This is a genomic window from Stenotrophomonas sp. SORGH_AS_0321 (assembly GCF_031453215.1).
GTDB lineage: Bacteria > Pseudomonadota > Gammaproteobacteria > Xanthomonadales > Xanthomonadaceae > Stenotrophomonas > Stenotrophomonas chelatiphaga.
In genome coordinates this window covers 3,674,920-3,693,590 of the sequence record NZ_JAVIZG010000001.1, presented here as the reverse complement: position 1 = coordinate 3,693,590, position 18,671 = coordinate 3,674,920, and the positions used below count along the sequence as shown (strand labels likewise).

At 68.5% G+C, this 18,671-nt stretch carries 17 protein-coding genes; 6 read left to right on the top strand and 11 right to left on the bottom strand.

What is annotated here, in order from left to right; all coding sequences use genetic code 11:
- The first annotated feature begins 39 nt into the window (after positions 1–39).
- From QE373_RS16615 to QE373_RS16605, 3 genes are all read left to right on the top strand, one after another.
- Entirely contained in the window at positions 40–789 is a 750-nt protein-coding gene (locus QE373_RS16615) for an HAD family hydrolase (RefSeq protein ID WP_309688636.1), read from the top strand.
- 76 nt (positions 790–865) lie between these two features.
- On the top strand, positions 866–1,360 hold the full coding sequence (locus QE373_RS16610) for a hypothetical protein (RefSeq protein ID WP_309688633.1): 495 nt from the start codon (positions 866–868) through the stop codon (positions 1,358–1,360).
- A 221-nt stretch (positions 1,361–1,581) separates the two neighbouring features.
- On the top strand, positions 1,582–2,946 hold the full coding sequence (locus QE373_RS16605) for a VOC family protein (RefSeq protein WP_309688630.1): 1,365 nt from the start codon (positions 1,582–1,584) through the stop codon (positions 2,944–2,946).
- 75 nt (positions 2,947–3,021) lie between these two features.
- Here QE373_RS16605 and QE373_RS16600 read toward each other — a convergent pair whose 3' ends face one another.
- A complete protein-coding gene (locus QE373_RS16600) occupies positions 3,022–3,816 on the bottom strand; it encodes a hypothetical protein (RefSeq protein WP_309688629.1) in 795 nt (264 codons plus the stop codon).
- A 72-nt stretch (positions 3,817–3,888) separates the two neighbouring features.
- The gene (locus tag QE373_RS16595) at positions 3,889–5,403 is read right to left on the bottom strand and encodes an acetyl-CoA hydrolase/transferase family protein (RefSeq protein ID WP_309688627.1); all 1,515 of its coding nucleotides are present in this window, start codon (positions 5,401–5,403) and stop codon (positions 3,889–3,891) included.
- 308 nt (positions 5,404–5,711) lie between these two features.
- Between QE373_RS16595 and glnE the strand changes: the two genes are divergently transcribed.
- Positions 5,712–8,510 (top strand): bifunctional [glutamate--ammonia ligase]-adenylyl-L-tyrosine phosphorylase/[glutamate--ammonia-ligase] adenylyltransferase, encoded by a 2,799-nt coding sequence (glnE, locus tag QE373_RS16590; protein WP_309688625.1) that lies wholly within the window; start codon positions 5,712–5,714, stop codon positions 8,508–8,510.
- Between the two features lie 179 nt (positions 8,511–8,689).
- On the opposite strand, the gene QE373_RS16585 is transcribed toward glnE, so the two are convergent.
- From QE373_RS16585 to QE373_RS16570, 4 genes are all read right to left on the bottom strand, one after another.
- Positions 8,690–9,250, bottom strand: a complete 561-nt coding sequence (locus tag QE373_RS16585; RefSeq protein ID WP_309688623.1) for a queuosine precursor transporter — start codon at positions 9,248–9,250, stop codon at positions 8,690–8,692.
- Positions 9,251–9,334: 84 nt separating this feature from the next.
- Positions 9,335–9,838 (bottom strand): hypothetical protein, encoded by a 504-nt coding sequence (locus QE373_RS16580; RefSeq protein ID WP_309688621.1) that lies wholly within the window; start codon positions 9,836–9,838, stop codon positions 9,335–9,337.
- A gap of 23 nt (positions 9,839–9,861) precedes the next feature.
- A complete protein-coding gene (locus QE373_RS16575) occupies positions 9,862–10,701 on the bottom strand; it encodes a DUF2145 domain-containing protein (RefSeq protein ID WP_309688618.1) in 840 nt (279 codons plus the stop codon).
- 259 nt (positions 10,702–10,960) lie between these two features.
- Positions 10,961–11,926, bottom strand: a complete 966-nt coding sequence (locus tag QE373_RS16570) for a mitochondrial fission ELM1 family protein (protein WP_309688615.1) — start codon at positions 11,924–11,926, stop codon at positions 10,961–10,963.
- Positions 11,927–12,048: 122 nt separating this feature from the next.
- Here QE373_RS16570 and QE373_RS16565 point away from each other — a divergent pair, with 122 nt between their 5' ends.
- Both QE373_RS16565 and QE373_RS16560 read left to right on the top strand, forming a co-directional pair.
- Complete coding sequence (locus QE373_RS16565) at positions 12,049–12,639, top strand: malonic semialdehyde reductase (RefSeq protein WP_123700266.1); 591 nt, start codon at positions 12,049–12,051, stop codon at positions 12,637–12,639.
- An 89-nt stretch (positions 12,640–12,728) separates the two neighbouring features.
- A complete protein-coding gene (locus QE373_RS16560; RefSeq protein WP_309688612.1) occupies positions 12,729–13,451 on the top strand; it encodes a YceI family protein in 723 nt (240 codons plus the stop codon).
- Between the two features lie 129 nt (positions 13,452–13,580).
- On the opposite strand, the gene QE373_RS16555 is transcribed toward QE373_RS16560, so the two are convergent.
- The 5 genes from QE373_RS16555 to QE373_RS16535 all read right to left on the bottom strand — a co-directional run bounded on the left by QE373_RS16555 (position 13,581) and on the right by QE373_RS16535 (position 18,512).
- A complete protein-coding gene (locus QE373_RS16555) occupies positions 13,581–13,988 on the bottom strand; it encodes a hypothetical protein (protein ID WP_309688609.1) in 408 nt (135 codons plus the stop codon).
- A gap of 229 nt (positions 13,989–14,217) precedes the next feature.
- A complete protein-coding gene (locus QE373_RS16550; RefSeq protein WP_309688608.1) occupies positions 14,218–15,018 on the bottom strand; it encodes a siderophore-interacting protein in 801 nt (266 codons plus the stop codon).
- A gap of 56 nt (positions 15,019–15,074) precedes the next feature.
- Positions 15,075–15,602, bottom strand: a complete 528-nt coding sequence (locus QE373_RS16545; RefSeq protein WP_309688605.1) for a PadR family transcriptional regulator — start codon at positions 15,600–15,602, stop codon at positions 15,075–15,077.
- 153 nt (positions 15,603–15,755) lie between these two features.
- Positions 15,756–16,136, bottom strand: a complete 381-nt coding sequence (locus QE373_RS16540; protein ID WP_309688604.1) for an STAS domain-containing protein — start codon at positions 16,134–16,136, stop codon at positions 15,756–15,758.
- 6 nt (positions 16,137–16,142) lie between these two features.
- On the bottom strand, positions 16,143–18,512 hold the full coding sequence (locus tag QE373_RS16535) for a SpoIIE family protein phosphatase (protein ID WP_309688603.1): 2,370 nt from the start codon (positions 18,510–18,512) through the stop codon (positions 16,143–16,145).
- Positions 18,513–18,671 lie beyond the last annotated feature (159 nt).

Genomic DNA, 18,671 nt, shown 5'->3' with positions numbered 1-18,671 from the left:
CGCAGGCCAGTGCGTGGGCCGCCCTGTTATTCTTCATGCATGAAGATATCCACGCCCGCGCGCGGCAGCGCCATCGGCCTGGTTGGTTTTGACGGTGACGACACGCTGTGGAAGAGCGAGGATTACTACCGCAAGGCCGAACAGGATTACCTCGACCTGCTCTCGCACTACATCGACGTGCACGACACGCAGACCGCCCGGCACCTGCTCGATGTGCAGCGGCGCAACCTCGCGGTATTCGGGTATGGCGTCAAGGCGATGACCCTGTCGATGATCGAAGCGGCCATCGAAATCACCGACAGCCGGGTCAGCGCAACGCACATCCAGCGCATGCTGGACATCGGCCACGACACCCTGCGCCATCCGGTGGAACTCATCGACGGCGTCCGCGAATCGGTGGCCCTGATCGCCGAACAGTACCCCGTCGTGCTGATCACCAAGGGTGACCTGTTCCACCAGGAAGCCAAGATCAAGGTGGCCCAGCTGCACGACCTGTTCCCGCGCATCGAAATCGTGTCGGAGAAGGATCCGCAGACCTATGCCCGCGTGTTGGCCGAATTCGACCTGCCGATCAACCAGTTCGTGATGGTCGGCAACTCGCTGCGCTCGGATATCGAACCGGTGGTGACCCTCGGTGGCTGGGGCGTGCATACGCCTTACGCGGTGACCTGGGCGCACGAAACCGAGCACGGCGTGGCAGACGATGAACCGCGCATGGTCACCGCCGATACGGCGTGGGACTGGCCGGCCGCGCTGCAGGCGATCGAAGCCAAGGCCTCGGCCGCCTGAAGCGGCTGACCTGAAACGGCTGACCTGACACGGCTGACCTGACACGGCGGCCCGGCTGGGTCACAATCCCAGCATGATGCGCCTGCTGAAAACGCTGCTGTTGCTGTCCGTGCTGCTGGTGCCGGCGATCACGCTGGCCCAGCAGACAGCGGAAAAATCGGCCACCTACGCGGTGGACACCGGTGATGCGTGGATCGACACCTGGCTGGCCGACATCAACCATTACGCCGAACGCTATCCGGACAGTTTCCTGGACGAGGTCGCGCGCTACAGCGGGGTGGATCGCGGTTACGCCGCCGCGCTGGTCAACAACCACGGCTGGCACGCGGCTGATGTTTACTTTGCCTGCTTCTGGGCCAAGGCCATCACGTTGAGCTGCCGCGAGGTGGTACGGGCGTTCAGCGCCCACCGCGATGCCGGCTGGGCGGCGGCCGTGGAAGCCCTGCCGGTGGCGCCGGACAACCTGCACAAGCGCGCGCTGCGCCATGCCATCGTGGCCAGCTACCGGCATTGGGATCGCCCGATCACCTTGGATGCCACGCTGCGCCGCCAGCTGGGCGGGGAGCGGTAGCGCCGAGCCATGCTCGGCGGTCTGCCCGATTGCCGCCGAGCGTGGCTATGCCGGTCGTCCTGACCAGCACCCTGCGGGCCGTCGCAGGCGACGTTGGCAGCGGCTCCTACCGCTGCCTTCGGCGCTACCAGCGCCAGCGGGGATGGGCAGGGTTTCAAAGCGGCGATGGCCCGGCGACAATGCGTGCCAACGCATGTTCCGTGTTCCTTGCTGGATACCCCATGAGCGCTGCTGAATTCGTTTCGCCCGATGCCATCCGCCGCCTGTTCGCACAGGCCATGTCGCGCATGTATCGCACCGAAGTGCCGCTGTACGGCGACCTGGTCGACCTGGTCGCGCAGATCAACGCGCAGGTGCTGGCCGAAGACACCGAGCTGGCCGCGCAGCTGGAGCGCAACGACGGCCGCGGCCGCCTGGATGAAGAGCGGCATGGCGCGATCCGGGTCGGCAGCGCCGAAGAGCTGTCCACCCTGCGCCGCCTGTTCGCGGTGATGGGCATGTATCCGGTCGCCTACTACGACCTCAGCGTGGCCGGCGTGCCGGTGCATTCCACCGCTTTCCGCCCGATCGACGCGGCGGCGCTGGCCGCCAACCCGTTCCGCGTGTTCACCTCGCTGCTGCGGCTGGAGCTGATCGAAGATCCAGCGTTGCGCGAGCAGGCCGCGCAGATCCTGGCGCACCGGCGCATCTTCACCGACGACGCATTGGCGCTGGTCGAACAGGCCGAGCGCGAGGGCGGCCTGCACGCCGCCGACGCCGAACGCTTCGTCGCCGAAGCACTGGAAACCTTCCGCTGGCACAGCGACGCCACCGTGGCGCTGGATACCTACCATGCCCTGGGCAATGCGCATCGGCTGATCGCCGACGTGGTCAGTTTCCGTGGCCCGCACATCAACCACCTCACTCCGCGCACGCTGGACATCGATGCGGCGCAGACGGCGATGATCGAACGTGGCATGGCCGCCAAGGCGGTCATCGAAGGCCCGCCGCGCCGTGCGTGCCCCATCCTGCTGCGGCAGACCAGCTTCAAGGCGCTGGAAGAGCCGGTGCATTTCCCGAAGGACGACGGCGGCGATGCCGGCACCCATACCGCACGCTTCGGCGAGATCGAACAGCGCGGTCTGGCGCTGACCCCGAAGGGCCGCGCGCTGTACGACCAGTTGCTGGCGCAGGCGCGCGAAACCGAGGGCGCCGGCAGCACCGGCGGTGACTATGGCCAGCGCTTGCAGGCGGCGTTTGCCGGCTTCCCGGACGACCACGCCACGCTGCGCAGCGAAGGCCTGGGCTACTACCGTTACCAGCTGACCGAGGCCGGCCGTGCAGCCCGGCAGCGCTTGGCCGAACTGCCGGCTGAAGTGCTGATCGCCGATGGCCTGGCGACCGCCGATCCGATCATCTACGAAGACTTCCTGCCGGTCAGCGCCGCAGGCATTTTCCAGTCCAACCTGGGCGGCGGCGAACAGCGCGCGTATGCGGCGCATGCCAACCGCGATGCCTTTGAAACCGCGCTGGGCGCGCGAGTGCATGACGAGTTCGCGTTGTACGAACAGCTGCAGCAGGACTCGCTGGTGGCGTTGCGGGCGTAGCTGCAGGAAGCTGCCTGGGCGTCCGCAGGCGCGGTGGCGCGCACTCACCTTACGGGCGCGGGCGGGGATTCTTGATCAGCGGGTCACCTTGCCGGGTGTGGCAAGCGATTGACCGGGTGTCGGCCAGGGATGAAACGCGCGCAGTTCGGCAAGCACGGCCGTTGCATCGTGCGTTGTTTCGTTCAATGCGAAGGCGTAGGCCGTCGGTCCCAACGGATCTCCTTCCCGCAGGGGCCACATCAGCGGGTCGACTCCCGCTATCGCCTGACGCGCACCGCGCTGCCAGTGCAGTGCATCATTCAGCACCGTTCCGGCGACATGGACGGATGGGGCCGTGTCCACGCGGTACAGGCAGTGCCGCATGTAGGTGGTAAAGCCGTAGGTTCCGCTCATCACCGCACCGTTGGCTGCCACGGCGCGCAGCAGGCGGTCGATCGCATCCCTGTACTCCTGCAGCAGCGGCGGCAGCGGTGAAGCCGGTGCATCCGGCGACGGCGCAGTGCCCTGTCGGCGTTGTTCCGCCAGCGACGCGGCCAACGTCACGTCATCAGCCAGCGCCAGCGTGGTCGCGCGAAGGTACACGGCCGATTCCTGCCTTGTCAGGGTGCCGATGAAGGTCAGTCCGTCGCGGATCAGCTGCGGTGCACCGGCCTTCCCGCAACGTCGGCGCAGACACGCGACCAGATCGTTGCCGGTTTCGTCCGCAGCAAGCCGCAGCAGCGGTGGTACCGACACCCTGTCGGTTCTCGCGGGCGTATTGGAAACGGCGCGCAGGGGAGCGTGCGTCGGTAAAGCCGGCGCACGGGTGTCAGCAGATACGACTGCAAACGCGGAGGGGCGGGAAGGGATGCTGGTCGGGTGTATGTCCATGCCGCCAGCAAACCCGATGCGGCCGCGGCGCGCTTTCAGCGTCCGCTCACCGTCCTGGTGCGCCGCACGGCATCAGGCCTTCATGCTGCCCGTATCCAACCACCGCTGGTGCCAGCTCAGCGCCTCCGGCAACAGGTGCGGGGTGTGCTTGCCGTAGCTGTCCCGGTTGGCGCGGTCGAAGTAATCCTGCAGCTGCGCGCGGAAATCCGGGTGCGCGCAGTTGTCGATCACCACCTGCGCGCGCTTGCGCGGGGTCAGCCCGCGCAGGTCGGCCAGGCCCTGTTCGGTGACGATCACCGATACGTCGTGCTCGGTGTGGTCGACATGGCTGACCATCGGCACGATGGCCGAAATGCTGCCGTTCTTCGCCGTGGACGGGCTGAGGAACGCCGACAGGAAGCCGTTGCGCGCGAAGTCACCGGAACCGCCGATGCCGTTCATGATCCGCGTGCCCATCACGTGGGTCGAATTGACGTTGCCGTACAGGTCCGCTTCGATCATGCCGTTCATGCCGATGCAGCCCAGGCGCCGCACCAGCTCGGGATGGTTGGAGATTTCCTGCGTGCGCATGATGATGCGCTCGCGGTAGAAATCGATGTTTTCCTTGAACGTCTCGTTGGCCTGCGGGCTCAGCGCGAAGCCGGTGCACGAGGCATAGCTCAGCACGCCGTCGCGCAGCAGGTCGAGCATGCCGTCCTGGATCACTTCGGTGAACGCGGCCAGGTCGCGGAAGCCGCTCTTGGCCAGGCCGGCCAGCACCGCGTTGGGAATGTTGCCCACGCCCGACTGCAGCGGCAGCAGGTTGGCCGGCAGGCGGCCCTTGGCCACCTCGTGCTTGAGGAACTCGATCAGGTGCGCGGCGATCTGCTCGCTGGTGCTGTCGATCGGGCTGAACGGACTGTTGCGGTCCGGGCCGTTGGTGCGCACCACCGCCACGATCTTGTCCGGGTCGCAACGCAGCGTGGTTTCGCCGATGCGGTCATTGGCGTGCACCAGCGGAATCGGCTTGCGATGCGGCGGCAGCGCGGTGCCGTAGTAGATGTCATGCATGCCGTCCACGCCGGCCGGCTGCCACTCGTTGACCTCGACGATCACCTTCTTGGCCAGGTCCAGCCAGGTCTTGTTGTTGCCCACCGAGGTGGACGGCACCAGCGCGCCGTCCTCGCGGATCGCCGATACTTCGATCACCGCCGTATCGATATCGCCATAGAAGCCGAACCACACGTGCTGGGCGACGTGGCTGAGGTGGATGTCGATGTAGTCAAGCTTGCCTTCGTTGATGCGATTGCGCGCATCCGGGTCGCTCTGGAACGGCATGCGCATGGCGATGCCATCGGCCTTGGCCAGCGCGCCATCCAGTTCCGGGGCGGTGGAGGCGCCGGTCATCAGGCTGATCTGGAAGGGCAGGCCCTGGGCGTGCACCGCTTCGATGCGGCGGGCCAGTTCCACCGGCACGGCCTTGGGGTAACCCGATCCGGTGAAACCGCTCATGGCCACGGTTTCACCGGGCTGGATGAGCGCGGCTGCGGCCTCGGCGGAGACCACGCGGTCACGGAGACGCGCGTTGGCGATGCGATCTGCAGGCATGACGACGATGTTTCGTAGGGGAAAGATCGATTATCGGCCAAACCTACCCGTACGGGGCCTGCGACCTTGGTGGGATGGCGCTTCCGGCGTGAAGGCTTCTGTACCCTCCGGTATTGTTTTGCAGTGCAGCGTGCAATGTGCTTTTGCAGTCGGCACGATGGCCCTGCATCCCGACGTGGGGGAGGGAGCAGAGCCCGCTGGCAGTTCGCTGCAAGCGGGCTTTTTTACGCCTGCAGCGTGCAGCTGAATACGCCCCGGTAGTGACGGCCGCTGGCCGTCAACACGCCGCACCGTCCTACAATCCTCCCATGACCCAACCCTACGCGCCGCTCCCCGACGCCCTCGTCCCGCTGGCCGACCGTGCCCTCGCACGCCTGACCATTGCCCTCGGCAGCGCGCCGGACGCCCCGCTTGAACCCTTCCTGCGCCAGCTGGCGGTCGCCAGCGACTTCGCCATCGATACCCTGTGCCGGCAGCCGGCGCTGCTCGCCCACCTGACCCAGCCCGACTGCCCGCCGTTGCCGTTGCCGGAGCTCACCCCGCAGCAGCCCGCCGAATGGCCCGGCCTGCTGCGGCGCTACCGCGCGGCGATGTCGACCCGCCTGGTATGGCGCGACCTGGCCGGGATGGACAGCGTGCAGCAGACCCTGGCCGGGTCCACCGAGCTGGCCGAACAGTGCCTGCAGCTGGCGCTGGGCGCGCTGGAAATCGAGTTCGCCAGCCGCCACGGCGTGGTCCGCGACGATGCCGGCAAGGCGCAACGGCTGGTGGTGTTCGGGCTGGGCAAGCTGGGGGGCGGTGAACTGAATTTCAGTTCCGACGTGGACCTGGTGTACGCCTTCGCCCAGCGCGGTGAATCCGATGGCGCGCGGCCGCTGGATGCCGATGAGTACTTCGCACGCGTCGGTCAGCGCCTGGCCAAGCTGCTCGATGACACCACCGCCGATGGTTTCAGCCACCGCGTGGACCTGCGCCTGCGTCCGTTCGGCCGCGCCGGCCGGGTGGCGATGTCGTTCGCGGCGATGGACCAGTATTTCCAGCGCGAAGGCCGCGACTGGGAGCGCTACGCCTGGCTGAAGGCCCGCACCGTGGCCGGTGACATCGATGCTGGCGAAGAGTGGCTGAAGTCGCTGCGCCCGTTTGTGTACCGGCGCTACCTGGACTTCACCGCGCTGGATGGACTGCGCGACATGAAGGCGGCGATCACCGCCGAAGTCGCGCGGCGTGACATGCACGAAGACATCAAGCGGGGTGCCGGCGGCATCCGCGAAATCGAGTTCCTGTGCCAGTCGCTGCAGTTGATCCGCGCCGGTCGCGAACCGGTGCTGCGCGAGCGCCGCCTGCTGCACGCGATGGCCGCGCTGGTGGACGCAGGGCAGATCGCCGCTGAAGACGGCGCGGCGCTGCGCGAGGCCTACCTGTTCCTGCGCCGGCTGGAAAACCGGCTGCAGATGCTGCGCGACGCGCAGACCCACACCTTGCCGGCCGATCCACTGGAACGGCTGCGCATCGCGATCGGCCTGGGCTACCCGGACTTCGACAGCCTGCGCGATGCGTTGGCCGTGCAGCAGCAGCGCGTCAGCACCGAATTCGGCGCGCTGCTGGCCCCGCGTAAAGGCAAGGCCGCGCCGGATGCCGTGGCCAGTTACTGGCGCGGGCTGCCCGCACATGGCGATGCGCAGTTGCTGGTGGACGCCGGCTTCGCCGATGCCCACGGTGCCGACCAGATGCTGCGCGACTTCGCCCAGTCGTCCGGGGTGAAGTCGCTGTCCGATGGGGCACGCACACGGTTGGATCGCGTGCTGCCGGCCCTGCTGCACGCCGCCACGCGGTCGCCGCAGCCCGATGCCGCGCTCAAGCGCGTGCTGGGCCTGCTGCAGGCGGTCCTGCGCCGCACCAGCTACCTGGCGCTGCTGGACGAACAGCCCAGTTCCATGGCGCGGCTGGTGGACGTGCTGGCACGCAGCGCGCTGCTGGCCGAACGGCTGGAAGCCTATCCGCTGCTGCTGGACGAACTGCTGGACGTGCGCGTGTCCGGGCCGCTGCCCAGCCGCGAGGAAATGCAGGCCGAGTGTGCGCAGGTGCTGGCGGTGGAAGACCCCGAATCGGCGCTGCGCTGGCTCAACGAGATCCGCTTGGCCCTGAGCTTCCGCATGGCCATGGCCAGCCTGGATGGCCGCCAGGGCGCGGTGGAGACGACGCGCCAGCTGGCCGAACTGGCGCAGGTGGTGGTGGATGTGGTGCTGCAGCTGGCACAGGCGGACATGCGCGCCGCGCACGGCGACATCCCGGACGGGCGCTTTGCGATCATCGGCTACGGCAGCCTGGGCGGGCTGGAACTGGGTTTTGGCTCGGACCTGGACCTGGTGTTCCTGCACGACAACCCGGCGGAGGTGGACGCCAGCGATGGCGCGCGTCCGCTGGAACCCGCGCGCTGGTACGCCCGGCTTGCGCAGAAGGTGATGGCCTTGCTGGGCGCAGTGACCGCCGCCGGACGGCTGTACGACATCGACGTGCGGCTGCGCCCGGATGGGGGCAAGGGCGCGCTGGTGTCATCGCTGGCCAGCTACCGTGAATACCAGCGCGAACGTGCGTGGACCTGGGAACACCAGGCACTGGTCCGCGCACGCGGCGTAGCCGGGGATGCCGGGCTGCTGGAGGCGTTCGAAGACGTGCGCGCGCAGACCGTGGGCCGCCCGCGGGACGGCGAGGTGTTGCACGCGGACATCGTCAAGATGCGCCAGCGCATGCGCGCGGAACTGGACCGCAGCGATGCCGCGCGGATGGACCTCAAGCAGGGCGCGGGTGGCGTGGCGGACCTGGAGTTCCTGCTGCAGGCGGGTGTACTGGGCACGGCGTCCGCTCATCCGGCGCTGCTTGAACCACGTGATACGCCGGGCTTGATCGCCGCACTGGCGGCCAGCGGTTGGCTGCCGCCGGAACGCGCCAGCGCACTGCAGGCCGCGCACGCCACGCTGTTGGAACTGGGGCTGGCATGCACGCTGGACCGCCGCCCGCGCATGGCCGCGCCAAGCGACACACTGGAACACGCACGCGCCACGATCAGCGCCGCCTGCGTGAACGCCAAGCTCCCGTTCGACACGTGACCCCGGTAGTGACGGCCGCTGGCCGTCATGCCTTCGCCGTGGGTGGCCCAGACGTTGGTGGGTGACTCGGGCGTTGGTGGGTGACGACCGTTGGTCGTCACGCCGTCGCTTGCCGCTGCCTTCGGCGCCACCGGTCCCGCCTCCGGTAGTGACGGCCGCTGGCCGTCATGCCTTCGCCGTCAACCCGCGCTCTTCACCGGCGCCATCTTCCACAACAACGCGCGGAACGGCGCCAGCAGGCACACGCCGATCGCCAGCTTCACCGCCAGATCGCCCAACGCCCAGCTCATCCACGGCAGCGTAGACCCGGCAAACGCGATGCTCCAGAAGATCGCGGTATCCACCGTGGCACTGCAGGTCGTGGCCACCATCGGCGCGCGCCACCAGCTGCCCCGACGCAGCCGGTCGAACACGGTGATGTCCAGCAACTGGGCCACGATGAACGCCGAACAGGACGCCACCGCGATACGCGGGGTGGCCACCCAGAACGACAGCACCACCGCCAGCGCGAAGCCGGCCCATGCCACCCGACGGGCCGGGCCCGGGCCGAAGCGGCGGTTGATCAGGTTGCTGACCAGGAACGCGACCGGATAGCTGAAGGCGCCCCAGGTCAGCCAGTCGTTGATCGGGTACTGCACCAGTACGTTCGAACCCAGCACCACCGCGCCCATCGCCAGCACCGCCAGCAGCAGCGCGCGCAGGGTCATCGGGGCAAGCACAGGGACAGGGCGCACGGACATGGCGAGCCAGGGAGTTCAAAGGAAGGCGCGCATTATCCGCCCCGGCAGGGCACGCGGCCAGCCGGGGCGTTCAGCCGACAGCCATCACCAGGTAGCGCTGGTGCTGTCCGCTGCGGCGTAGGCGGTGGGCACGTAGGCCAGCTGGCGGCCCGCGGCATCGTGCACGTTCCAGCCGGCGCCGGCCGGGGTCGGCACGAACGCCACTGTCTGCCCGACCACGAAACCGGCGCCGGGATCATCCGCGCGCGCCGGCCATTCCAGCGTGGCGGTCTGGTCGTCCTTGCCCGGCACCTGCAGCTGCACGCGGCGCCCGCCGTCGGGCAGGGGGCTGACCTCCTTCACCTCCATTTCCGGCAGCGGCGTGGCCGGCACCCGCTTGGCGGCTTTGTGCCGGTCGCTGGCCTTGAACGGTGCCGCGGACAGGCCCGCCAGCCCGGCCGACGCGGCCAGCGGGATCGACAGGGTCAACGCGACGGAGATGAATACCGTCGCCTCGCTGCTGTTGAGCTCGCCGGCGCGTGCAGGCGGCGCCAGCAGGGAGGAGGCGAGGATCAGGGCGAGTGCCGGCGTGGCGAAGGAACGGGACATGCGTGTCTCCTGCGGAATGGGGGTCAGGGCGTAGCGGCCGTGGCACCGGCCACGGGGACATGCGGAATGGAAAGCTCCTGCGGCAGCTGCTGGCGCGCGCGCAGGAAATCGAACACCGATTCCACGCTCACCACCGAATAGTTGCCGGACACGCGCTCGGCCACCGGGTGGTCGGTCGTGGTGGCATTGGCCACCGCCACGCGCGCACCCACGCGCTTGCCCAGGCTGATATGCAGCACGCTGGGCAGGTAGCCGTTGGCGCGCAGCCACTGCTGCACCTGGGCGCGGTCCTGCAGGGGCGCGGCGCCATCGGCACTGGCCATCGCCGCGGCCAGCACTTCCAGCACCCAGCCGTTGGAGTTCTGGAAATCGGTGCGGTACGGATAGGCCACCACGTTGTAGCGTGGTTCGTGCAGTGCGTGCGCGGCGGTGGCCGGCGACTGCAGCATCGCCTTCAGGCGGGCGGCCAACGCAGGTTCGAGCAGGCCGATGCGCAGATCGGTATGGCCGCCGGTTTCACCGATGAAGTTGGCCAAGCCTTCGTAATACAGAAGCGAACGGTCGGTCTTGCAGCGGTTGAGCAGGTGCACCGCGCGCCAGCGTCCGTCGTCGTCGCGCAGCAGGAAGGCCAGGTGGCTGTGGCGCAGGCCGTAGCGGCTGAGGTTCTGGCCGCCGCGTGCGGCAATCACCACATCGACGTCGGGCAGGGCGTCGAGGCGCTCGGCGGTGGTCCAGGCCACGTCGAACATCGCCGCTTCGGCGGCCGGGCTGGGATAGCGTTCGCGGCAGGTGCCACTGTCGGCCCAGGCGGTGGCCGGGACGAGCAGCAGGAGCAGGGCGAGGGATGAGAAAGGACGGTCCATGTCGCGGCCATCATAGACCGGTAGTGCCGAGCCAGGGTCGGCGGGTGCAGCGCGGACAGCGTGACGACCAACGGTCGTCACCCACCACGGCGGGGATGACGGCCAGCGGCCGTCACTACCTGTGGCGGGGGATGACGGCCAGCGGCCGTCACTAACTATGGCGGGGGATGACGGCCAGCGGCCGTCACTACCTGTGGCCGGGGATGACGGCCAGCGGCCGTCACTACCTATGGCGGGGGATGACGGCCAGCGGCCGGCACTACAGGGCCAGGCGCTGTTTTACTTCGGCGGCGATGCGTCCGGTTTCGCGCAGCGGCGCGATGGGCCCGTGGTCCCAGTCCAGCCAACGCGGCTGCAGCCGGCCGCGTTCGTGCAGTGCCTGCTGGAAGTGCTGCATGCGGCCCTGTGCACTGGCCGCCAGCGCCACCATCACCGGCGCGCGCGTGGCACTGGCTTCGGACAGCAGGTTCACCGAATCCGGCGATACCACCACCCGGTCGGCCCAGCCCAGCAGCCCGGCATACGGATTCACCCCGTCACCGCCATCGCCCCAGATCACGTTCGGGATATCGGCAAACGTGTCACGCAGCGCATCTGCCAGTGCGGGCGGGGTGCGCCGCGAGGTGGTCGCCAGCAGGCTGCCACCCTGTTCGCGGATCTGCGCGGCCAGCTGCTCGAACACCCCGCGCATGGCCTGTTCGTCCCATGCCGCGTGGGCGGTCGGCCCGCCGACCAGCAGCGCGGTACGTGGGCCCGGCAGGCCGCCGAAATCGGCAAAGGCGGCCCGCCCCAGCGACAGCCAGTCATCGTCCACCGGGTTCAGGCTGCCGAGCAGGGTCAGCACGTTGCCGCCGCGCAGGCGGTCGTGTTCGGGCACGACCACCAGGTCCCAGTGGCGCGCGCTGATGCGCGGATCCAGGATCTGCACCACCCGGCTGCCCCGCGCACGCAGTGCCCGCAATGCCCCGGCGGCCTGTCGTCCACAGCCTATTGCCAGTGTCGGAGGCGACGTCGCCAGTGCCGCAAATGCCGCGCCGTAACCGTGCCGGATGTCACCGGCCAGGCGTCGTGGCGACAGCCAGCGCCAGGGCGCACGCGGCACCAGCGTCAGGGGTTGGTGCGTGCCCAGACGCAGCGCGCTGGCCAGCGCCACGGCCTGCCGGACGTTGCCGGCGCGGCCATCGGTAATCGTCGAGGGCGCACTCGATCGTTTCACGATTGGCATTAATTCGTTTCAGCCCTGCTGGGTGTTGCAACAGACGCGACACTCTACACTGCCCCGCATGGACCCGGCTGCAGGCCTGTTGGCAGGCAGCACCGGACTGACGCTCTTTACCTGGAGGATGCATGTCGCACGAACTCGACGCTGCCGCACTTGACCAGTTGTTCCGCACTGCCCGCACCGCGAATGACTTCCACGACAAGCCGGTGGACGAGGCCACGCTGCGCGCGCTGTACGACCTGGTGAAGTTCGGCCCGACCTCGGCCAATTCCAGCCCGGCCCGGTTCGTGTTCGTCACTTCCGAAGAAGGCAAGGCCAAGCTGGCCCCGGCACTGTCCGAAGGCAATCTGGCCAAGACCATGGCGGCACCGGTCACGGTGATCATCGCCCATGACCTGGACTTCCACGAAAAGCTGCCCTACCTGTTCCCGCACACCGATGCCAAGGCGTGGTTCGACGGCCCGCAGGAAAACCGCCAGAAGCCGGCCTTCCTCAACGGCAGCCTGCAGGGCGCGTACCTGATCCTGGCCGCACGCGCGCTGGGCCTGGACGCCGGCCCGATGACCGGCTTCGATCCGGCCAAGGTGGATGAAGCGTTCTTCGCCGGCACCTCGCTGCGCAGCAATTTCCTGGTCAACCTGGGCTACGGCGACACCGCCGGTCTGTTCCCGCGTTCGCCGCGCCTGTCCTTCGACGAAGCCGCTCGCATCGTCTGAACCGGGTTTGTGTTTGAATCGGCCGGTCCCGCTTGGACGGGTCGATGTTTGCAGTCCATTCCCTTACTGAAATCGAGAGAGTCCTGAACATGACCAAGACCACCAAGCTGCTGCTGCCGCTGGCCCTGACCCTGGCGATCGCTGCCTGCTCCAAGCCGGCCGACGAAGCCACCCCGGCCACCGATGCGGCCGCCACCCCGGCCGCCACCGAGCAGACCACCACCACCCCGGCCGCCGATGCCGCTGCTGCCGCACCGGCTGCCCCGGCTGCCGACGCGATCCAGATTGCCTCGGGCACCTACAAGCTGGATCCGTCGCACACCGACGTGCTGGCGCAGTGGAGCCACTTCGGCTTCTCCAACCCGACCGCCCATTTCGGCAGCGCCGAAGGCACCCTGGTGTATGACGCGGCCGACGTGACCAAGTCCACCGTGGAAGTAAAGCTGCCGCTGACCGGCCTGAACAGCTTCACCGCCAAGTTCGACGAGCACCTGAAGAGCGCCGACTTCTTCGATGCCGCCAAGTTCCCGGCTGCCTCGTTCAAGAGCACCAAGGTGGAATCGGCCGGCACCAACAAGCTGACCGTCACCGGCGACCTGACCATCAAGGACCAGACCAAGCCGGTCACCCTGGACGTCACCATCAACGGCGGCGGCGAGCACCCGATGGCCAAGGTGCCGGCGGCGGGCTTCGATGCCACCACGACCATCAAGCGCAGCGATTTCGGCGTCGGCGCGTACGCCCCGAACGTCAGCGATGAAGTGAAGATCCGCATCACCACCGAAGCCACCGGCGAAAAGCCGGCTGCCTGAACCCAGGTGGTTTGAACGGAAAAACCCGCCGGTGACGGCGGGTTTTTTTTTTGCTGCTTCAGTAGCGCCGGTACACACTCGGCGAGCCGGTAGCGCCGAGCCACGCTCGGCGAGCGCAGCGGCCGTGGATCACCCCAACTGCGTCTGCATCCAGCGGTCGGCCACCGCGATCGGGGTCAGCCGCGGAGTGATCTTCAACGACAGCGCCCGCACGAAATCCTGCGCGGCGCGGCCATACGCCTGGCGCGCGATCAACGCCGCCTGCTTGGCACTGGCCTGCTGCTTGCGCAGCTGCACCAGGTGGATCGACGGGCGCCCCGGCGGGGCGAACTTCTGGTCGCGGCGCAGCATGTCGGCGACCAGGCCGACATCGGCGTCGGCCTTCAGCGCCTGCTGGCGGGTGTCCAGCAGTTCCTGCAGCGAAGGACGCAGTGCGCCGGCTTCGCCATGGGGGGCCAGCACGGTGTCAAAGGCGGAGGGGTCGGTCTGCAGGCGCGAAAGCGCCGCGGCGACGGTGGCAGCAAAGAGGTCGGTCATGCCGCCATTATCGCGTTAATCCGGTAGTGACGGCCGTTGGCCGTCAAAAGGCAGGTTGACGGCCAGCGGCCGTCACTACCGGGGTTTGTCAGGTTGACGGCCAGCGGCCGTCACTACCGGGTTGTCGGGTTGACGGCCAGCGGCCGTCACTACCGGGGTTGTCGGGTTGACGGCCAGCGGCCGTCACTACCGGGTTGTCGGGTTGACGGCCAGCGGCCGTCACTACCTTTCAGTCGCCGTCGGTGTCATCCGGGTGCGCCTTCCAGTACCCGGTGGAGCGGATCCAGTCGCGCGGCACGGCGTGGTGGCCTTCGAAGAACTTGCGCATCATCCGCGCGCGGCGCGATTCGGTGGCGATCCAATAGAACACATCGCCTTCCGGTGCCTCGAAGTCCACCAGCGCGTCTTCCAGCAGCGAACTGCTGGCCGCCGGGAAGCCATTGCGTTCCAGCCACTGGATGCGCACGTTGTCACCCTGCGGCAGGTCCTGGCGCTCGGCCTCGTCGGCCACTTCGATCAGCACCTGCACTTCGGCTTCTTCGGGCAGGATCTCCAGCCAGCGGGCAATCGCCGGCAGCGCGGTTTCATCGCCGATCAGCACATAACCATCGTAATCATCGGCCACCTGGAACGAACCGCGCGGACCGCCGACGGCCAGCGTATCGCCCGGCTGCGCGCGCGCGGCCCACGGCCCGGCCACGCCGTGGTCGCCGTGCAGCACGAAGTCGATCGCCAGCTCGCCGGCGTCGTGGTCCCAGCCGCGCGGGGTGTAATCGCGGGCCACCGAATGTTCCTTGCCTTCCGGGTAGCGCGGGCCTTCGGGGGTCATGGTCGGCAGCACCAGTTCGCCGCTGCTGTTGGGGAAGAACAGCTTGATGTGGTCATCCGGTCCGGGTGAATCGAAGCCGGCCAGGTCGGCGCCACCCAGCACCACGCGGCGCATGTTCGGGGTGACTTCTTCGGTGCGCAGCACGGTCAGTTCGCGGAAGCGGACATCCAGGCGCAGGCGCTTGTTTTCATGGGAAGACATAGGGGATTCCTGAAGAGGGAAGGGGGGCGCGACAGGCGCGGGGCGACCGGGCTGGCTCAGGCGGGCGGGGTCGCAGGTTCGGGGGATGCGGCGGGCACGGGCGGCTGGCCGTTCAACAGGGCGGCTGCCTGCAGCAGCAGGGCGGCCACCTGGGCGGCTTCGCCTTCCTGCCAGCGGCCGTGATGGCGCACCAGCGCGCCCTTGAACTGGCGCAGGGCATCGCGCAGGTCCGGCGGCATATCGGCCTTGGCGATCTCGCGGGCACGGTGCCAGGCGCGGTGCTGGGCGGCTTTGACTTCATCGCGGCGGCCCAGCAGTTCCGCGCGGCCGCTGTCGGTGATGCGGAAGCGGCGGCGCCCGGCGTCGTCTTCGGCCAGCACCCAGCCGGCCTGCTCGAAGCTGGCCAGCAGCGGATACATGGTGCCGGCGCTGGGGGTGTAGGCGCGCGCGAACAGCTCGCTGACGTGCTGGATGAGCTCGTAGCCGTGGCGCGGTTGGTCACCTAGCAGCGCCAGCACCAGCAGGCGCAGGTCACCGCGGCTGAGCAGGCGGGTGGTGGCGGGGGTGGGGCGCGGCGGGGTCATTTCGATATATCGGTTCGGGTGTCGAAACGATATATCGATAGGGGGTTGGGTGCAAGGGGTTGGGGGTAGAGATGTGACGACCAACGGTCGTCTCCCATCGGGGGTGGGTTGGCACCGACCGGGAGAGCTGACGACCAGCGGTCGTCACTACCGTCAGAGTTCGCCGCTGGCTACTTTCTGCTGGATCGCTGAAAGGTAATCGTCCAGTTCCTGTTGGGAGGCGAAGACCTCTTCGACCGGGACGGCTTTGACCAGTTCGAACACCTTGCGCACGCCCGGGCGGGGCTGCATCACCAGCAGGCGGCCGGCGTGCGGGTGCAGGGCCTTGCGCGCGCGGAAGATGGAGCGCAGGCCGGCGCTGGATATGTAGTCCAGTCCGGCCAGGTTGAGTTCCAGGATGTGGGTGCCGTCGTGCAGCAGCGGCGCCAGCGCGGCGTCCAGTTCGGCATGGGTGCTGCCATCAAGCCAGCCGGACACGAACACGCGCTGGTACGGGCTGTCACCGGGATCGATACGCAGGGTCAGGCGTGACATGGACAACTACTCCTTGCGCGCTGCGCGGGGCAGCAGCAGAAGATGGACGTGATTGCTGCCATCGCGACGGCAGTACTCGATGTGGTCGCTCAGCGAGCGCACCAGGTGCAGGCCCCAGCCCCCGATGGCGCGGCGTTCCATTGCCGCATCCAGGTCTGGCGCGGGCGCAACGGTGGGGTCGAATGCCTGCCCGTCATCGCGCACGTCCAGTGCGAGGCCATCCTCATCCAGGGTCGCGGTAACGTCGAGAGTCACATGCGTCAGCACGCGCTGATAGGCCATCGCGTTGGTGCCCAGCTCTTCCACCATCAGCCGCGCCACGCCGATGCGCGCGCTGTCCACCTGCATGCCCTGCAACCCCGCCACCAGGCGCTGCAGCAGCTCGGCCAGGCCATCGGCGGTGGCTGCCGCACGCAGCCGCAGCGGTGACCACAGCGCCTGCCGCCCCACGCTGACCAGCGCCAGGTCGTCCGGGTTGCCGGCGCCTTCGCAGAAAGCATGCAATGCGTCCACCACGCGGGCGCAAACGCGGCGGTCGTCGGGTTCGGCGGCCACCACCGCGCGCAGCCGCTCCAGCCCGAACCAGCGCCTGCGCGGACACTGCGCCTCGCTGATGCCATCGGTATAGGCCAGCAGGTAGTCGCCCGGCGCCAGCAGCCCGCGCGCGCACGGGTAGTCGGCATCGGCGCTGATGCCCAGCGCCGGGCCGCTGTGCATCGCCTGCACGCGCACGCGGCCATCGGCCTGGCGCAGCAGCGGTGATTCATGGCCGGCGCTGGCCAGTTCGAAGCGGCCGCTGGATACATCCACCACCCCGCACAGCACGGTGGCAAACATGCAGGCCTGGTTGCGTTCGGCGATGTGCCGCCCGGCTTCGGCCAGGATGGTTGGCGGGTGCCGATGGCGTTGCATCGACGCTTCCAGCACGGTCAGCACGCGGGTCATGAACAACGCCGCCGGCACGCCGTTGCCGGACACATCGCCGATGACGAAGCACAGCGTGGTGCGGTCCAGCTGGGCGATGTGCTGGAAATCCCCGCCGACGTCGCGCGCGGGCACCAGCAGCGCCGCACTGCGCAGCTGGAAGCCGTCGGCGTGCAGGCGCGGTGGCGGCGCCAGCATGCCCTGCTGGATGCCATGGGCGATGCGCATCTCGCTTTCGGTGCGTTCGCGCGCGCTGGCCATCCGCGCGATGGTGTCCATCTGCTGCACGATGGAACGCCGCGCCCCTTCAAACGACCGGGTCAGCTGGCCGACTTCGTCGTCGTCGCGCGGCACCGGCAACGGCTGGTGGAAGTGCCCGGCGCTGAACCGGCGCGCGGCGGCGGTGAGCGCTTCCATCGGCTGCAGCAGGCGCATCGCATGCCGGCGCACCAGCAGCAGCCACACCCCCACCCCCAGCAGCCCCAGGCCCACGGCCCAGCGCGCCACATCGCGCAGGTCGGCCAGCAGCAGATCGCGATCGGCCGACAGCACCACCTGCCAGCCGGGCTGCTGCAGCGGGGCGATGCGGCTGAGGAAGCGGGTGCCATCACTGCCGCGGTGGGCCAGTCCCTGTCCGGGTGCCAGCCCCGGCCCGCGCTGGTCGAACAAAGGCGCCAGGTCCGGGCGCAGCTCCAGGTACTGCTGCAGGGACATGCCGGGTTCGATTTCCGGCACGGAACTGAGCACCACGCGGTGGTCCGGGCCGAGCAACGTAGCGCGCAGGCCGACGGTCACCGGCAGTTCGCCCAGGTCCTGCTGCAGCCGCGCCAGCGGCACGTCCACGCTGACCAGGCCGGCCGGCAGCAGCTCGCCCGGCAGCCGCAGCGGATTGCTGTAGGTGATGAACAGGCGCCCTTCTGCCTGTGGGTTGGCATACGGCGCCGACCACCACGGGCCACTGGCGCGCAACGCATCGCGGTACCAGCTGCGCCGGTGAGCATCAAACCCCAGCTGGCCGCTGCAGGACTGCTGCACGCTGCCATCGCTCAGCACGTCATTGCAGGCATAGCCATCGGGCAGGTCGGCTACCCGGCCGGGTTCGATGATCACCGTGGCCCCGTCCACGTTCGGGTCGGCCACCACCGCCGCGCGCAGCAGGCCATCCAGCTGGGCGGCATCGAAGGCCTGGCGACCCAGCGGGGACAGCAGCATGTCGCCGGTGATTTCCGCCGAACGCAGCGAATTGCCCAGGCTGCGCGCGGTCTGGTCAGCCAGCGAACGCAGCTGTTCGGCGGCCTGCTGGTGCACCAGCGTGCGCGCACCCAGATAGAACAGTGTCACCAGCAGCAGCAACAATGCGGCCTGCACAACGCTTGACCACAGCATCAGCCGCGTGCGCAGGCTGCGGCCGGCGGGCCGGTCGGGGGAAGGCGGCGTAGGGCGATCAACCATGGCGCGATCCTTGGTTTTCCGTCCCGGATCAATGGCATGGCCGGGGCGGGCAGGGCAAGGAACCCGGTCCGCTGCGCACGTAACACCTTGGAAACATTGGCTGGGACAGCTTCGGACAGTCCGCAGGGACACAGGCCATTTACGACCATACGCAGGCGT

Excerpts from the sequence above, each read along its gene's own strand:
- QE373_RS16595 (WP_309688627.1), bottom strand. The coding sequence starts at position 5,403 with ATGCCTGCAGATCGCATCGCCAACGCGCGTCTCCGTGACCGCGTGGTC.
- QE373_RS16555 (WP_309688609.1), bottom strand. The coding sequence starts at position 13,988 with ATGACCGACCTCTTTGCTGCCACCGTCGCCGCGGCGCTTTCGCGCCTG.
- QE373_RS16535 (WP_309688603.1), bottom strand. The coding sequence starts at position 18,512 with ATGGTTGATCGCCCTACGCCGCCTTCCCCCGACCGGCCCGCCGGCCGC.
- QE373_RS16600 (WP_309688629.1), bottom strand. The coding sequence starts at position 3,816 with ATGGACATACACCCGACCAGCATCCCTTCCCGCCCCTCCGCGTTTGCA.
- QE373_RS16550 (WP_309688608.1), bottom strand. The coding sequence starts at position 15,018 with ATGTCTTCCCATGAAAACAAGCGCCTGCGCCTGGATGTCCGCTTCCGC.
- QE373_RS16540 (WP_309688604.1), bottom strand. The coding sequence starts at position 16,136 with ATGTCACGCCTGACCCTGCGTATCGATCCCGGTGACAGCCCGTACCAG.
- QE373_RS16565 (WP_123700266.1), top strand. The coding sequence starts at position 12,049 with ATGTCGCACGAACTCGACGCTGCCGCACTTGACCAGTTGTTCCGCACT.
- QE373_RS16570 (WP_309688615.1), bottom strand. The coding sequence starts at position 11,926 with ATGCCAATCGTGAAACGATCGAGTGCGCCCTCGACGATTACCGATGGC.
- QE373_RS16580 (WP_309688621.1), bottom strand. The coding sequence starts at position 9,838 with ATGTCCCGTTCCTTCGCCACGCCGGCACTCGCCCTGATCCTCGCCTCC.
- glnE (WP_309688625.1), top strand. The coding sequence starts at position 5,712 with ATGACCCAACCCTACGCGCCGCTCCCCGACGCCCTCGTCCCGCTGGCC.
- QE373_RS16610 (WP_309688633.1), top strand. The coding sequence starts at position 866 with ATGCGCCTGCTGAAAACGCTGCTGTTGCTGTCCGTGCTGCTGGTGCCG.
- QE373_RS16585 (WP_309688623.1), bottom strand. The coding sequence starts at position 9,250 with ATGTCCGTGCGCCCTGTCCCTGTGCTTGCCCCGATGACCCTGCGCGCG.
- QE373_RS16605 (WP_309688630.1), top strand. The coding sequence starts at position 1,582 with ATGAGCGCTGCTGAATTCGTTTCGCCCGATGCCATCCGCCGCCTGTTC.
- QE373_RS16545 (WP_309688605.1), bottom strand. The coding sequence starts at position 15,602 with ATGACCCCGCCGCGCCCCACCCCCGCCACCACCCGCCTGCTCAGCCGC.
- QE373_RS16560 (WP_309688612.1), top strand. The coding sequence starts at position 12,729 with ATGACCAAGACCACCAAGCTGCTGCTGCCGCTGGCCCTGACCCTGGCG.
- QE373_RS16575 (WP_309688618.1), bottom strand. The coding sequence starts at position 10,701 with ATGGACCGTCCTTTCTCATCCCTCGCCCTGCTCCTGCTGCTCGTCCCG.
- QE373_RS16615 (WP_309688636.1), top strand. The coding sequence starts at position 40 with ATGAAGATATCCACGCCCGCGCGCGGCAGCGCCATCGGCCTGGTTGGT.